Origin of the sequence: Streptomyces sp. NPDC006261, from assembly GCF_040613515.1 — a bacterium.
GTDB lineage: Bacteria > Actinomycetota > Actinomycetes > Streptomycetales > Streptomycetaceae > Streptomyces.
In genome coordinates, this window is the sequence record NZ_JBEXSI010000066.1 from 1 (window position 1) to 14,648 (window position 14,648).

Sequence of the window (14,648 nt, forward strand, 5' to 3'; positions counted from 1 at the left end):
GTACTGCAGGGGGGACCCTGTGGGAGAGTAGGACGCCGCCGAACAATTTTTCCGGGAAAGCCCCGTGCCTTGTGGCACGGGGCTTTTCTGCGTTCCGGGTTCCGTCCCCGGCGGGCCGGGGACGGAACCCTCACGCTTTCGATCTCTCAGACGGGCGTCACCAGTCGGCTGTCGTAGGCCAGGATGACCGCTTGCACCCGGTCTCTGGATCCCGTTTTGGCGAGGATGCGGGTGACGTGCGTCTTCACCGTGGACTCGGCGAGGTGGAAGCAGGAAGCCGCTGGCTCCGGCGCGGAGGCCGTCGTACGCTTACGCGTCGAGGTCGAAGGTCGTGACGATGAGGACCCGGGTGCGGGAGCCCGACCTGATGATGCGGCGGGTCGCCTCGATGCCGTCCAGGCCGGGCATGCGGATGTCCATCAGGGCGACGTCCGGCTGATGCCGGGCGACCAGATTGACGGCCTCGGTGCCATGGCCCGCCTCGCCGACGACCGTCATGTCGTCCTGCTCTCCAGCAGCATGCGGAAGCCGAAGCGCTGCATCGGCTGGTCGTCCGCGATGAGTACCGTCGTCACAGGGGGTGGTCCTCCAGGGGGAGGCGGAGGCGTATGCGCCAGCCGCCGTGGGCCGGCAGGGGGCCGGCTTCGATCGTGCCGTCGTAGAGCGCCGCGCGCTCCCGCATGCCCATGATGCCTTGGGCGAGGGTGGGGGCGGGGGTGCCGTGTTCGTCGGTGGCTGTGCCGGCGCCCGTGTCCGTGATGAGGGCGTCGACGTGCGTGCGCGTGTAGGTGGGGGTCACCGTCGCGGACAGGGGCGCGTCGGCGGGTGGGGATGCGTGTTTGAGGGTGTTGGTCAGGGACTCCTGGACCACCCGGTAGACGGTCAGTTGGCGGCCTGGGGTGAGGGGGGTGGGTCGGCCGGGTTGGCCGTGGGACTGCAGGTGGACGGGGAGTCCGGCGCGGCGGACGCGTTCGATGAGGGGGGTCAGGTCCTCGAGGGTCGGCTGCGGGGCGCGGTCCGCGTCGGGGTGGTCGTCGCGCAGGACGCCCAGGAGACGGCGGAGTTCGGACAGCGCCTGCCTGCTGGTGGTGCCGATAGCTTCCAGGGCCTGGGTTGCGCGCTCCGGGCTCTTGGCGGCCGCGTACCCACCGCCGTCCGCCAGGCCCGTGATGACGGACAGGTTGTGGCCGATGATGTCGTGCATCTCCCGGGCGATACGGGTGCGCTCGGCGGCTGCGGCGAGGCGGGCCTGCTGGTCGCGTTCATGTTCCAGCCGGTGGGCGCGCTCGACGAGGGCCTCGGTGTAGTCGCTGCGCGTGCGTACCACGATGCCCAGGAGCGCGACGAAGACGAACCCCCACAGGTATGAGACAAGTTGCTGGTTCCAGATGCCCGGGATACGGGCCGCGCCGGCCACGACCGGGGCGCAGAGGACGAGCCCGGCGGCGCCGAACCTCCGGAGGGGGGAGCGCAACGCGATCCGGAAGGCCGGGACCAGCTGGAGGAGGGCGGCCTGTACGACGGCTCCGGTCCAGACGTTGACCAGGGACACCGGCGCCATCAGCAGGAGTACGGCCATGGGGTGCCTGCGGCGCAGCAGCAGCGGGAGCGAGAAGCACAGGCTCATGAGGAGTACCAGGGACTCGGGTGCCGTCACATCGCGGGCGACCGTTCGCCAGCCGCCGGAGGTGTAGTCGAGGACGGCCGCCACGGTCCAGAACGCGGTCACCACCGCGTCCCAGAGCAGCGGCCGGCATCGGTCGAAGGCGCGGAGACGGTCCAGACCGCTGCGGACGGCTCGGGTGAGCGGGGCGGTGTCCGGTCCCGAGCTTGTGGCCGAGCTGGTGGCCGCGTCTTTGGCTGTTGGTCCTTGGCGTCGGTGGCGTGGTCCGTCACCTGTTCATTCTCCTGCGGGAGTCCGGGGGAAGGGTGGTCAGGCATCTCGGTGGCGCAGGGCCAGGGCGGCCGCCGCCAGAGTCGCCGTCGCCCACAGGCACAGGGTCAGCAGGGCCGGGCCGGGCGGGGCGGCGCCCGTGATCGGGGTGGCGGAGCCGAGAGCTCCGGCTGCCTGGGTGGGGAAGTAGGCGAGGGCGCGCTCGACCGTCTCGCACGGGAGCATCCCGAGCACCTCGGGGAGGATCATCACCCCGCCGGTGAACGCGCCGATCGCGCCCGGTACGGAGCGGAGCAGCGAGCCCAGGCCGAGGGCGATCAGGCTGAGCAGGGTGATCCCGACGGCGTTGCCGGCCAGGGCCCGCAGGACGCCGGGGTCGGTGAGCGAGGCCGCCTGGTCGGTGTCGTGGAGGAAGAGTTGGGCCGTGACGAAGGTGGTCAGGGCGGTTGCGGACATCACCGTGAAGACGGTGACGGTGAAGACCGTCGCCTTCGCCCAGAGCACGGGGAGCCGGGTGGGGACGGCGGTGAGCGAGGAGCGGATCATGCCGGTCGCGTACTCGCCCGCCGTGACCAGGATGGCCAGCACGATGACGCAGAGCTGGCCGAGCAGGCTGCCGTACAGGGTCAGGACGACGATGTCGACGTCGGAGTCCCCGCCGCCGGAGGTGTAGGTCCCGCCCATGATCAGGCCGACGCCCAGGACGAGTGCGGCCGCTGTCGTCAGGGTGATCCAGGTGGAGCGCAGGGAGCGGAGCTTGTGCCACTCGGAGCGCAGGATGCGGGTGGGGGTGATGCGGTACGGGGTGATGCGGTTCGGGGGTGCTTGGCGCGTGGGGGTGACGGTGTGCGGGGTCGTCGTGGTCATGCTGCGGCTCCGGTGAGGTGGTCGGGGGCGGTGGGCGCCGTCGGCTGCGACCGGTGGTCGGCCGCGTCCTGGGTGAGGTCCAGGAAGGCTTGCTCCAGCGAGACCGTTTGCGGGGTGAGTTCGTGGAGCGTGATTCCGTGCGCGGCGGCGACGGCGCCGATGTGGGCCGCCTCCACGCCCCGGATGCGGAGTTCGTGGAGAGGGGTGGCGGGGGCCGTGGGAGCTGCGGGGGACGTGGCGACTGTGGCGATCTCCACGCCCGGAGCCCTCAAGTGAGTTCGCAGGTCCTCGGGTTGGGGGGTGACGGCCTTCACGGACACGCCACCGGCCTGGCGGACCAGTTCGTCGACCGTCGTGTCGGCGAGGAGGCGGCCTCGGCCGATGACGATCAAGTGGTCGGCGGTGAGGGCCATCTCACTCATCAGGTGGGAGGAGACGAGGGGGAGTTAGTCGGTTGAGCGGCATGCGGGCGGCGGGCGAAGATCGGGCCATGGACTATGTGATGCGTTCCGTACGGGCCGAGGAATGGCCGCTGGCCAGGCAGCTGCGGCTGGATGCCCTGCGCGATCCCGCGGCCCCCGTGGCGTTCCTCGACTCGTACGAGGCGGCGGTGGCGCGACCGGATGGCTTCTGGCAGGACCGTACGGCTGCGGCCGCCGAGGGCAGGGACGTACGGCAGTTCGTCGCGGAGTCGCCCGAGGGGGAGTGGGTGGGCACGGTCACCGTGCTGATCGAGCGCCCGGAGGACGACATGTGCTTCGGGGGGCCCGCTGAGGTGGACCAGGGGCATCTGGTCGGCGTGTTCGTCCGGCCGGAGGCGCGGGGGGCCGGGGTGGCGGACGCGTTGTTCCAGGTGGCCGTCGACTGGGCCTGGTCGCTCTCCGTGCCCCGGCTGGAGCGGGTACGCCTGTATGTGCACGAGGACAACCCGCGCGCTGCGGCGTTCTACCGGCGGTTCGGGTTCGTACCGTCGGGGCAGCGGATGCCGGTGCCGGTCTCGGTGCCGGTGCCGGGTGAGCGGCGTGGGTGGGAGCTGGAGTATGTGATCGAGCGGGAGTAGGGGAAGGGGTCATTGCCCCTGTTCGTTCAGACGGCGCCCGGTGCCGGGGCGTGCAGGTGTTGCTGCCAGCGGGCCCGGCCCTGTTCGCGGGAGCGGAGCAGGACGATCGCGGGCAGGCCCAGGTCCTGGCCCTTCGCCAGCAGTTCGGGGAGCTGGGGGAGCGGGGCCACGGCGGCCACGTCGTCCAGGACCAGCGTCATTGGTGGGTCGAGCCGACCGTCGGATGACCGTGCGGCCATGCGGCGGCCGTGCTCGACCACGTGTGAGGCGAGCGCGGTGAGGAGGGGCATCGCGCCGGGATGGGTACGGGGATCCTCGATGGGTTCACCGACCACATAGAGCGTTCCCCCCTCGCGGCCAAAAGATTCCAGCGCGGCCGCATCCGATCGGTTCGCCGTGCAGGCCTCGCGGATGTGCACGGAGGAGAGGGCCGAGAAGACCCGTACGTTCAACTCCTGGGCAACTACACGCCGTTCCGGATACCCCGTGAGCGCGGACTCCAGCAGCCCGGCGAGGCCGGAGGCGGCCTTGGGGTGCGTACGGAGGAGGCGTACGGGTTCGTGGGCGGATGCCCCCGAGGCCCAGCGGGCGACCTGGCGGAAGGGGCGGCCGTCCACCGCCGCGGCGTGCAGCCAGCACTGGAGGAGCGTCTGCGCGGTGTCGGCCACCGCCGCGTCGATCCTGGCCTGCGGGCGGACCGGGGCGAGGAGGGCGGCGGCGCGTACGGCGGCGGTGCCGGGGTGCTCGCAGCCGGCGGTGGGCGGCCAGTGGAGGCGGGCCGGGGTGTCGCAGAGGTGGCCGGGGTCGTAGACGAGGACCGGGCCGAGCTTGGCGCGGGCGTCCTTCGTCTCGGCCCAGACCGTGGGGTCCGAGGTGACGACCAGGGCGGGGCCCTCGGCGTCCTGGATGGCCTGGACGACGGTGGGGCGCCGGGCGGGGGCGGTGGCGTAGACGAGGAGGGGGGTGCGGGGGGAGGGAAGGCTGAGGGGGGTGGGGGGTACCTCCGTCGCGCTCTTGGACAGCGAGGGCGTGGGGGGTGTGGCCGGTGTCGGGGCCGGCGCCGGTGCTGCGGGCTGGGCGGGGGCGGGGGCCGCGTGGGGCTGGTGAGCCGCGTGCAGCTGCTGGGTCTCGTCAGCCTCGTGGGTTTCGTGGGGTGGGCCGTACAGGTGTTCCTCGCGGCGTCGTTCCCGTACGGCCCGCCACCGGGCCACGGACCCCAGGACGAACACGGTCAGGACCACCAGCACCATCAGCTCGCCGATGAACAGGCCCCAGAACAGGCCGTAGCCGGAGAGCTGGGAGGCGGGCGTGTGGGGCCAGGCGGAGGGGAGGTCCTGCGGGGCGGTGGCCAGTTCGCGCAGGGCGAGGGGGGTCCGGGTGAACGTGACGCCGTCCGGCCAGGACCCGTGCGCGAGGAGGCCGGCCATACCGGTGGCCGTCCAGGCGAGCAGGGTGGCCGCGAACAGGAAGCCGATCAGGCCGACCAGCAGGCCGTCGGGGATGCCGCCGCTGCGGGGCTCCTCGTGGCGGGGGTGCGCGTGCGGGCGGGGGTGAGGCCGGGGGCTGTGCCCGCGGCCACGCTCCGGTGCCGGTCCGTGTGCTGCTCGGCGTGCTGGTCGGTGCGCCATGTCAGGCCACCGTGGACCGGGACGAATCGTCGATACGTTGCTGGTTCTCGATCCGGGCCGCCCGTTGCTCCGCCTCCAGCTCCGCGGCGCGGATGTCCTCGGGGAGAAGGTCGACCGACGAGCCCTCGGTCATGGCCCGGTCGGTGAAGACGAGGGGGCGTTCGGCCTCGGTGATCAGGTGTTTGACGACCTGTACGTTGCCGTTGACGTCCCAGACGGCGATGCCGGGCGTGAGGGTCGGGATGATCTCGACGGCCCAGCGTGGCAGCCCGATGACCCGTCCGGTCGCGCGTGCCTCGTCCGACTTCTGGGCGTAGATCGTGCGGGTGGAGGCCATCTTGAGAATGGCCGCCGCTTCCTTGGCCGCTGCTCCGTCCACGACGTCGCTGAGGTGGTGGACGACGGCGACGAAGGAGAGGCCGAGCCGGCGTCCGAACTTCAGCAGGCGCTGGAAGAGCTGGGCGACGAAGGGGGAGTTGATGATGTGCCACGCCTCCTCGACCAGGAAGATGCGCTTCTTGCGGTCGGGCCTGATCCAGGTGTGTTCGAGCCAGACGCCGACGATCGCCATCAGGATCGGCATGGCGATCGAGTTGCGGTCGATGTGCGACAGGTCGAAGACGATGAGGGGCGCGTCGAGGTCGATGCCGACGGTCGTGGGGCCGTCGAACATGCCGCGCAGGTCACCGTCGACGAGCCGGTCCAGGACGAGGGCGACGTCCAGGCCCCAGGCCCGTACATCGTCTATGTCGACGTTCATCGCCTCGGCCGACTCGGGCTTGGGGTGCCGGAGCTGCTCGACGATGTCCATCAGGACCGGCTGGCGGTCGGTGATGGTGGCGGTCACGTAGGCGTGGGCGACCTTGAGCGCGAAGCCGGAACGCTCGTCCAGGCCGTGGCCCATCGCGACTTCGATGATCGTGCGGAGGAGGGCGAGCTGGCCGGTGGTGGTGATGGAGGGGTCGAGGGGGTTGAGGCGGATGCCGCCGTTGAGGGCGGCGGTCGGGTCCAGGCGGATGGGGGTTATGCCCAGCTCCTGGGCGATGAGGTTCCATTCGCCGACGCCGTCCTCGCCCTGGGCGTCGAGGACGACGACCTGGCGGTCGCGGAAGCGGAGCTGGCGTAGGACGTAGGTCTTCTCCAGCGCCGACTTGCCGTTGCCGGACTCGCCGAGGACGAGCCAGTGGGGGGCGGGGAGCTGCTGCCCGTACAGCTGGAAGGGGTCGTAGATGTAGCCCTTGCCGCTGTAGACCTCGCGCCCGATGATCACGCCGGAGTCGCCGAGGCCGGGGGCGGCGGTGGGCAGGTAGACGGCCTGGGCCTGGCCCGTCGACGTACGGACGGGAAGGCGGGTCGTCTCCACCTTGCCGAAGAGGAAGGAGGTGAAGGCATCCGACAATGCGGACAGGGGGTCTCGCATGGCGTGGTGCCCTCTCTTGTTGGGGGTTCTTCCTGCGGGTCGGGTTCGGTGTTCTCTGCGGGGTCCGCGTCAGCGGCGGATGCCGGTGGCGAACGGGAGCGTGTTCACGAAGGCGCGGTGGTGTTCGCGGTCGCACCACTCCAGCTTGAGGTACGACTTGCCGGCCGAGGCGCGGATCGTCCGCTTGTCGCGGGCGAGAGCCTCGGGTGAACGGGACGACACCGTGATGTACCCCACCAGGTTCACCCCCGCCGCGCCGCTGGCGAGATCTTCACCCCGCTGGTCGAGCCGGCCGTGGGCGGCGATGTCGCGGGGGTCGACGGTGCGGTTCATCTTGGCCTGGCGGCTGGCCTCGGCGTCGTCGTTGGTCTTCTCGGTCAGCATGCGTTCGATGGCGACCTCGGTGGGTTCGAGGTCCATGCAGACGGCGACCGTACGGATGACGTCGGGGGTGTGCACGAGGAGCGGGGCGAGGAAGTTGACGCCGACGGGGGTCATCGGCCACTCCTTCACCCAGGCCGTGGCGTGGCACCAGGGGGCGCGGGTGGTGGACTCGCGGGTCTTGGCCTGGAGGAACGTTGGCTCGACGGCGTCCAGTTCGGCGGGCCAGGCGTTGCGCTTGGTCATCGCCTGGATGTGGTCGATGGGGTGGTCGGGGTCGTACATGGAGTGCACGAGGGAGGCCAGGCGGCTCTGGCCGAGCGGCTGGCGGACCCGGATGTCGGCCTCGGCGAGACGGGCGCAGATGTCGGTGAGCTCGCGGGCCATGACGACGGCGAGTCCGGCGTCGCGGTCGAGCTTGCGGCCGCCGTGGGGGCGGGCCGCGCGGGCCATGGCGTTGGCCTCGGCGGCCAGTTCGCGGCTGTAGTGCATACAGGCGACGAGGTAGGCGCGGTGCTGCTCGCTGGAGGTGGAGACCATGGACTGGAGCTGGTCGTAGGAGTCCTGGAGCCAGCCGGGGGATGCCTTGTCGCCGCGCTGGGCGACGTCCTTCGCGTGGGCGTCGGGGTCGGCGGGGAGGGTGCGGGCGAGCATCTGGAGGCGGGTGACGAAGCCGTCGCCGTTGGCCACGTGCTTGAGGAGGGTACCGAAGCGGTCGACCAGGGCTTCCTGGTCCTCGCTGTCGCGGAGGCCGACGCCGGGGCCCTCGATCTCGATGGCGGCGGTGACGGTGCGTCGGTCGGCGTGGAGGAGTACGGCGATCTCGTCGGGGCCGAAGGGGGCGGCGAGCCAGCTGATGCGGCCGATGCCGGGGGGCGGGCCGATCTCGACCTCGCGGCCGTCGGCGCTGACGCCGGCTTCCATGGCGCCGGAGCGGTAGGCGGTGCCGCGGCGCAGGGAGCGCTTGAAGCTGCGGTTGATCTCGAACCACTTGTAGAACGTGCGGTGCTTGTACGGGACGTACACGATGGCGAGAGCGAGGAGCGGGAAGCCCACGAGGCAGACGATGCGCAGGGAGAGGACGGGGACGAGGAGTCCGCTCATCATGCCGAGGAAAGCGCCGACGATGATCAGGGCGATCTCGCCGGTCTCGCGGTTCTTGCCGACGATCGCGTTCGGCCGGGCGCGGCCGATGAGATACGTACGGCGGGGCGTCATCGTGTGGGACTGAGTCGTCAACGCCCTCCACCTCCTGTGCTCGAGTTACCTGTGCTGCCGAAGCCGCCTCCGCCTCGGGAGGAGCGGCTGCCGTGGGGAGTGCCCGAGGTGGGGCCGGAGCCGCCGCTGCGGGGCGAGGGTGCGGCGGAGGGGACAGATCCGGCGCCGCCTCCGCCGGTGGTACGGGAGCTGTGTGCGGCGACGCCGCCGCTGGCCGGGTTGGAGGGGCGGGCACCGCCGCCTCCCCCTCCGCTGTTCTGGTCGTTGCGGCCGCTGTGGGTCTTGATGCCCTGGGAGACGAGGGCGGCCGGGGAGCTGATGAGGGCGGCGGCCTGGGCGCCGTCGGTGGCCTGCTTGCGGTTGGTGCGGGCGCCCTGGATCTCGTCGCCGAAGCCGGGGACGAAGCGGTAGATCATGGCGGAGGCGAAGATGGCCAGCAGGATGATGGCGAGGCCGGAGACGACGGCGGAGAAGGCGTCGGGCCCGTCGCCGGCGGAGAGCGCTCCGGCGAGGCCGAGGACGATGACGATGACCGGCTTGACCATGATCACCGCGATCATGATGCCGGCCCAGCGGCGGACGTGGCCCCACATGTTCTTGTCGACGAGACCGGCGTAGACGACGATGCCGAGGAGCGCGCCGACGTAGAGCAGGGCGGCGCGGATGACGAGCTCCAGCCACAGGACGCCGGCCGCGACGATCGAGACGAGCGAGACGACGATCAGCATGATCGGTCCGCCGCCGATGTCGGTGCCCTTCTTGAGGGCCTCGGCGAACGAGCCGAAGAAGACGTCGGTCTGGCCGCCGGTGGAGGAGGCGATGACGTCGGTGACGCCGTCGGTGGCGGAGACGATCGTGTAGAGGATCAGCGGCGTGAAGGCCGAGGCGAGGACGGTGAGCCAGAGGAAGCCGACGGCCTCGGAGATCGCGGTGGTGAGGGGGACGCCCCGGATGGCCCGCTTGGTCACGGCGAGGAGCCAGAGGACGAGCGTGAGGACGGTGGAGGCCGCGAAGATGACGGCGTACTGCTGGAGGAACTTGGGGTTGGTGAAGTCGACGTTCGCGGTGGACTCGACGGCCTCGCTGAGCTTGCCGACGATCCAGGCTGCGGCGTCGGCGCAGCCTTGGGCGAGGGAGGTGAGGGGGTCGGCGGGGTTGTCGATGTCGGTCGGAGCGCGCGAGTCGCTGCGGGCGTTCTCCCCGTCTTCGCAGTAGTCCCGGGCGAGCCCGACGATGAGATCGCAGGGGTTGTCGCTCTCGCTGGGGGACGGCGTCGGCGTCGGCGTGGGAGCTGCGGCGGCCCGCGGCGCCAGGGCGACCAGCGCGGCAGGCACGAGGGCTGCGGCGCCAGCCAGCGAGGAGTGGCGGAATCCGCGGCTATCGGGCATAGGTGAAGCCTCCGTACGCATCAACCGCCGCAGCCAGCTCGTCGGCCGTGGAGGCACGGTTGTCACCGTTGACCGGTGTCGGCCCCTCCGCCTGGCTCGACGATGAGATCTTCCAGTCGCCGCCGATCCACTTGAGCTTTTGAGAGATGGTGAACCAGGTCTCGGTGACAGGCTTGGTGGAGCCCTGCCCGGCCAGCCCGACGAGACCGGTGCACCAGACTTCCACCGTGGCGGCATCGGTCGCCACCTCGACGATCTTCGTACCGACCGGGACGGTCCGTGAGACGAAGGTCAGCCCGTTGGGTGTGCTGCCGTCGTCGTTAAGGCCGACGTTCCTGTAGAACGTCGGCGAATAGGCGACGTCCAGGCTGTCCTGGAGCCCCGAAGCCACTGCTGGATCATGCGTCGCCTCAATGATGCTGCGGCGAGATTCCGCCTTGAACATCTCCGCCGACCCCAGCGCCACCGCATAGTTCGCCGCCGCGCTCTGCGCTCCCTGCTCGTCATGGGCGAAGCCGGAGGCGATTGTTCCGTTCTTGCCCTGGACCGGCTTGGTGCCGGTGGCAGCGGTGGGCGCCGAGCCCGCCGCTCCTGGGTTCTTCGTGCCAGGGGAGGCGTTGTTGCCGTCACCCGTGCCGCCCCGGTTGGCGAAGGCGATCGCGGCGATGAGGAGGACCACCACGCCGGTGATCGTGACGAGGGAGCGTGAGTTCCGGACGGGTCGACGGGCGTGGGGATGGCCCGCGTCGCCGTCCGGGAGGCGGGTACGGGTCTGGCGGGTGCCGCCGAGGGTGCTGTACGGGTCGTCCGCGCGCCCGCCCGGGTCCATGCCGCGGTAGTCGTGCTCGTCGCCGGGACTCATGCCGCATTCGCCCCCTCGGTCGTGCGCGGTTCCGCGCATGACGACGGTAGCTGTGCTGGTTGCCGCGTGAGCGCGGTGGAGTGACTCGACATCAGGGAGACGCAACCTCAGCCGGTGGGCACGACGAACGGATGGTGGGGAGCGGGCGGGGACGGCCCGGTGAGGGCTGGCCGACGGTTAGTCAGACAGCCATTCCGTACACGATGGTGAAGAGAGTGCCCAGGGAGCCGATGATGAAGACCCCGGTCAGGCCTGCCACGATCAGACCCTTGCCCTGTTCCGCGCTGAACGTGTCGCGCAGCGCCGTCGCCCCGATGCGCTGCTTCGCCGCGCCCCAGATCGCGATGCCGAGGCAGAGCAGGATGGCGATCGCCATCACCACCTCGATCATGATGCGCGCCTCGTTGCCCAGCGTGCCGAACGGCCCCCAGTTGGGGGCGATTCCGCCGATGATGGTGGTGATGTCGCCCTTCTCTGCTGCCAGGATCATGTAAGTCACCGCCCCTGTTGGGTAGTTAGCTTTCCGCGCCCGTGTGGCACGGGTTGCCTTCTATCTTCGCTGATGAAACCCCGCTCGCACGACGCCTTCCCGGTCTCTTTACCCGGATCTCGCACGTTCGACCGACAGGGCCGCCCTGACCTGCGGCTCGTCCCGGTATCCACATGCATATGCCTGGTTACTCTGTGTATCACGCGGTGTGACCGCGAGCAACGACGGAGGCCATGGGTTCCTGATGCGGTTGCAGCGTTCGTGGGGCACGGCGTGTTCGTATGCGCCGTTCGAGGGTGGGCGGTGCGCCGGTGTGCCGGGGCGATGCGCCGTCAGGGCGGGGCGACCGCAGGGAAGGAGGACGCTCTGCGTCCATCGTCCGGGTGAATCCCGTGGACGTCCATTGCGGCGAGAAGCCCTGTGATCGCGGGGCGCCTGCCCCGGCCGCACCGCCCCGCCGTGCAGGTGGGCGGCATGTCGGCCGCGCCGTGTTTGGCACAGTGCCGCTCCACGATCGAGGAACGGGGTGAGTGGTGTGAGCGGAGTGGGCGTGCTGGCGCAGCCGGGCGGCGACCGGCCGTGGTGGTGGGTCGAGCCGCGCGGCGGAACGGAGGGAAGTGGTGGCGGCGGTGGTGACCTGAAGCACGGTGATGGGCCGTGGTTACGGGCTGCTGGCGGAGCCGAGGGCCTGGTGGCTCACCTCGGTCCGGTGAAGGCCGAGTTGGGGCGGGCGCACCAGGGGCTGACGGCAGGGGCCGGGGAGCTGTCGGCGCTCGCCGAGCTGGGCACCGTACGGGCCTCGTGGGAACGGCGCATCGAGACCGCTCGCGACGAGTGCCGGAGCCTGGCCGGGAAACTGCGGGCGGTGGCCGTCACCCAGTCCGAGGTGAACGAAGCCGTGAAGGGGTCTTTCGACCGGGTGAGGGTCGCGGGCCCGGGTCCGGGAGCGGGCGCAACCTCGGATGAGAAGCCGTGAGCCGGCCGGGCGGGCCGGGTGGTCTGAGCGCGCTGGGGGCGACCCTGACGTGGGCGAAGTTACGTGCGGTGAAGTGCGCCGAGCTGGAGGAGGCGGCCGACGGGTGGGGCAGGGCCAGTAACCGTGCTGACGCTGCCCGGGACCGTATCGACACCCAGCTCGTCGACGATCTGCGCCGGACGCAGAAGGGCGAGGCGGCTCGGGCAGCGGTCAGGCGGCTGCGCCGGCTGTCGATGAACCTCCAGTACATCTATACGGAGTGCGGGCTGCTTCGGACCACGCTGAACAGCCTGGCCCATGAGGTGAAGGCCCAGCAGCGTGTTCTTCAGGGTGCGCTCGACGATGCGGCGGCTCTGAAGTACACGGTGCACCCGGACGGTTCGGTGACGTACCCGGCGGCGGGCGAGGGCCTGGTCGACGGAAAGCCGTTGGCGGGCGGACGGGTGTCCGGAGTCCCGAACCCGGGGCTGGCCGGCCCCTCCGGACTGGTCGCGCCCAACCCGAACGCCGCAAAGGCCCAGGACATCGCTGACCGGGTCACCCAGGCGGTGCGGGCGGCGGCCGACGTGGACTGGCGGTACGCGAAGATCCTGCGGGCGCTGAAGGCGGAGGACGGCCTGAGTGTTCCCGCCGCGACATGGACGGACGCCGCAGGCGATGCGGCGGCGGTGCGGCAGGCGGCGAGCGGGTACCTGAAGCAGGGGATCCCGCACGACGCGTCTCCGGCCGAGCGGAGGGCGTGGTGGGCGGGGCTGACGGACGAACAGCGCGAGGAGTACCTCGCGGTGTACCCGGACCAGATCGGCAACCTGGACGGGATCCCGGCGCTGGTGCGGGACGCGGCCAACCGGGACAACCTCCAGCTGCTGATGGGGAAGCTGGAAGGGCGGGACGACGAGGACTCGGTGACGAAGCTGGCGGCACTGCGGGAGATCGACCGGCAGTTGCGGGCGGTGCGGGAGCCGGGGGAGCCGCCGATGTATCTGCTCGGTATCGGGGATCAAGGGAATGGTCGAGCGATTGTTTCGTATGGAAACCCGGACACATCGAAGAATGTGGCGGCGTATGTGCCTGGGCTGAATACGTCGTTGGACGAGGAATTCGCGAGGGATGATCTCAAGCGGGCACGTGATCTGGCCATTGCCTCGAATCGCCATGGGGAATCGGCTGCGGCTATCACCTGGCTTGGATATGACGCACCGCAGTCACCGGACGGGTGGGGAACCTTTGCTGTCGCTGGTGGTGGCAGAGCTGAGGACGGTGGTCGGTCCTTCAGTGGGTTCATGGGGGGCCTCGCGGCGACAAACGAGCATGCGAATCCGCACATGACAGCCATCGGCCACTCCTACGGTTCACGAACCGTAGGAGCAGCAACGCAACAGGCGGGCGGAATTCCCGGTGTCGACGACATCGTCTTCGTGGGAAGCCCGGGAGTGGGTGTCGACAGCGCCGACGACCTGGGGGTGGGCAGGGGGCATGTCTTCGTCGGAGCGGCCTCCAACGACATCGTGACTAAAATTCCCGCGAAGGAACAGTTCGCTGTTGGCGGGGCCGGGATACTGGCCGGTGGGCCTGCGGCGGCGTATTTGTTCGGTGGCCTGGCGGACCCGGGGGGCGATGACGTCTGGTTCGGGCGGGACCCGGCCAGCGAGTCGTTTGGGGCGAGAAGGTTCGAGGTGGGGGATGGCCCACCTTTGCTTGGGCGGGGCGGGATGTCGGTCGACGCGCACTCGGAGTACTTCAATCCAGTGGCCGATAAGTCCTCTGTCGACAACATGGCGTTGATCGCCGCAGGGCGTTCTCATTTGGTCAGACCGGAAGAGTCACGTTGATGATTCGAGTCCTATCGGCTTTTGTTACTCTCCTCATGGGGGCTTTACTGTCCGGGTGCGTCGGGACGCGGGGTGAAAGCGTGGATATGCAGGGCGCTGCGGAGCATGCGGATCGGATTCTCGATGGAATTTTCGCGGCGATCGAACCGGACGTGCGCTGGGTTCACGGCCCGACGAGCGTGGGGAGTTGCACGGTGACCCGGAGGAGAACGGTTATGACCGTCGTCTCCGCTCAGCGGAGGGGAAATTTGCTGGGCGTGGTGGACCGGTACTGGAGGAAGAGTGGCTACCGGCTGAGGGCGATCAACAAACACGTGGACGCTCCAGCGATGTATGCAGAGACCCAAGACGGATTTGTGGTGAGCTTGATCGTCGCTGACAAGGGTCAGGTCCACTTTGATGTGGACAGCCCTTGTGTCCAGGAATCCGAGGTGGCCGACCCCACCCGTCAGGCCACCGCATTCCTCGACCCGGAGGCGGAGGCCATCCCCCGCCCCAACATCCACTCCGACTTCTGGTCGGCCGAGGGGCCGGAAGTCGACGTGACATCCGGGCGGTGATTTGAGGAAGCCGTCCCAACCCGCCTGTTGGATGAGGGCTTTGAGTTCTCCCGTGGGTCCTGGGGCCCGTGT

11 protein-coding genes and 3 pseudogenes are annotated in these 14,648 nt (G+C 70.1%); 4 read left to right on the forward strand and 10 right to left on the reverse strand.

The window, feature by feature from the left end:
* Positions 1-146: 146 nt before the first annotated feature.
* The 4 genes and pseudogenes from ABZ154_RS30060 to ABZ154_RS30075 form a co-directional block, all read right to left on the reverse strand.
* Positions 147-575 (reverse strand): annotated as a pseudogene (locus tag ABZ154_RS30060) (response regulator).
* Positions 572-1,813, reverse strand: a pseudogene (locus ABZ154_RS30065) (histidine kinase); the annotation flags it as partial. The pseudogenes ABZ154_RS30065 and ABZ154_RS30060, both read right to left, overlap by 4 nt.
* A gap of 120 nt (positions 1,814-1,933) precedes the next feature.
* Positions 1,934-2,761, reverse strand: coding sequence for an ABC transporter permease (locus ABZ154_RS30070; protein WP_356837530.1), 828 nt, complete (start codon positions 2,759-2,761; stop codon positions 1,934-1,936).
* Positions 2,758-3,201, reverse strand: a pseudogene (locus ABZ154_RS30075) (ABC transporter ATP-binding protein); the annotation flags it as partial. The pseudogene ABZ154_RS30075 and the gene ABZ154_RS30070, both read right to left, overlap by 4 nt.
* 50 nt (positions 3,202-3,251) lie before the next feature.
* Between ABZ154_RS30075 and ABZ154_RS30080 the strand changes: the two are divergent.
* Positions 3,252-3,821, forward strand: a complete 570-nt coding sequence (locus ABZ154_RS30080) for a GNAT family N-acetyltransferase (RefSeq protein ID WP_356837531.1) — start codon at positions 3,252-3,254, stop codon at positions 3,819-3,821.
* Between the two features lie 26 nt (positions 3,822-3,847).
* Here the strand turns inward: ABZ154_RS30080 and ABZ154_RS30085 are convergent, their stop codons facing one another.
* From ABZ154_RS30085 to ABZ154_RS30110, 6 genes are all read right to left on the reverse strand, one after another.
* Entirely contained in the window at positions 3,848-5,449 is a 1,602-nt protein-coding gene (locus ABZ154_RS30085) for a type IV secretory system conjugative DNA transfer family protein (protein ID WP_356837532.1), read from the reverse strand.
* A 1-nt stretch (position 5,450) separates the two neighbouring features.
* On the reverse strand, positions 5,451-6,869 hold the full coding sequence (locus ABZ154_RS30090) for an ATP-binding protein (protein WP_356837533.1): 1,419 nt from the start codon (positions 6,867-6,869) through the stop codon (positions 5,451-5,453).
* Positions 6,870-6,938: 69 nt separating this feature from the next.
* On the reverse strand, positions 6,939-8,489 hold the full coding sequence (locus tag ABZ154_RS30095) for an SCO6880 family protein (RefSeq protein WP_356837534.1): 1,551 nt from the start codon (positions 8,487-8,489) through the stop codon (positions 6,939-6,941).
* On the reverse strand, positions 8,486-9,856 hold the full coding sequence (locus tag ABZ154_RS30100) for a hypothetical protein (protein ID WP_356837535.1): 1,371 nt from the start codon (positions 9,854-9,856) through the stop codon (positions 8,486-8,488). Before ABZ154_RS30100 ends, ABZ154_RS30095 begins: the two co-directional genes overlap by 4 nt.
* The gene (locus ABZ154_RS30105; RefSeq protein ID WP_356837536.1) at positions 9,846-10,718 is read right to left on the reverse strand and encodes a hypothetical protein; all 873 of its coding nucleotides are present in this window, start codon (positions 10,716-10,718) and stop codon (positions 9,846-9,848) included. The genes ABZ154_RS30100 and ABZ154_RS30105 overlap by 11 nt, the downstream gene beginning before the upstream one ends.
* A 181-nt stretch (positions 10,719-10,899) precedes the next feature.
* A complete protein-coding gene (locus ABZ154_RS30110) occupies positions 10,900-11,208 on the reverse strand; it encodes a hypothetical protein (protein WP_015610155.1) in 309 nt (102 codons plus the stop codon).
* Positions 11,209-11,734: 526 nt separating this feature from the next.
* Between ABZ154_RS30110 and ABZ154_RS30115 the strand changes: the two genes are divergently transcribed.
* From ABZ154_RS30115 to ABZ154_RS30125, 3 genes are all read left to right on the forward strand, one after another.
* On the forward strand, positions 11,735-12,184 hold the full coding sequence (locus ABZ154_RS30115) for a hypothetical protein (protein WP_356837537.1): 450 nt from the start codon (positions 11,735-11,737) through the stop codon (positions 12,182-12,184).
* A 23-nt stretch (positions 12,185-12,207) separates the two neighbouring features.
* A complete protein-coding gene (locus tag ABZ154_RS30120; RefSeq protein WP_356837553.1) occupies positions 12,208-14,016 on the forward strand; it encodes an alpha/beta hydrolase in 1,809 nt (602 codons plus the stop codon).
* A gap of 86 nt (positions 14,017-14,102) precedes the next feature.
* Entirely contained in the window at positions 14,103-14,576 is a 474-nt protein-coding gene (locus ABZ154_RS30125) for a hypothetical protein (protein ID WP_356837554.1), read from the forward strand.
* Positions 14,577-14,648 lie beyond the last annotated feature (72 nt).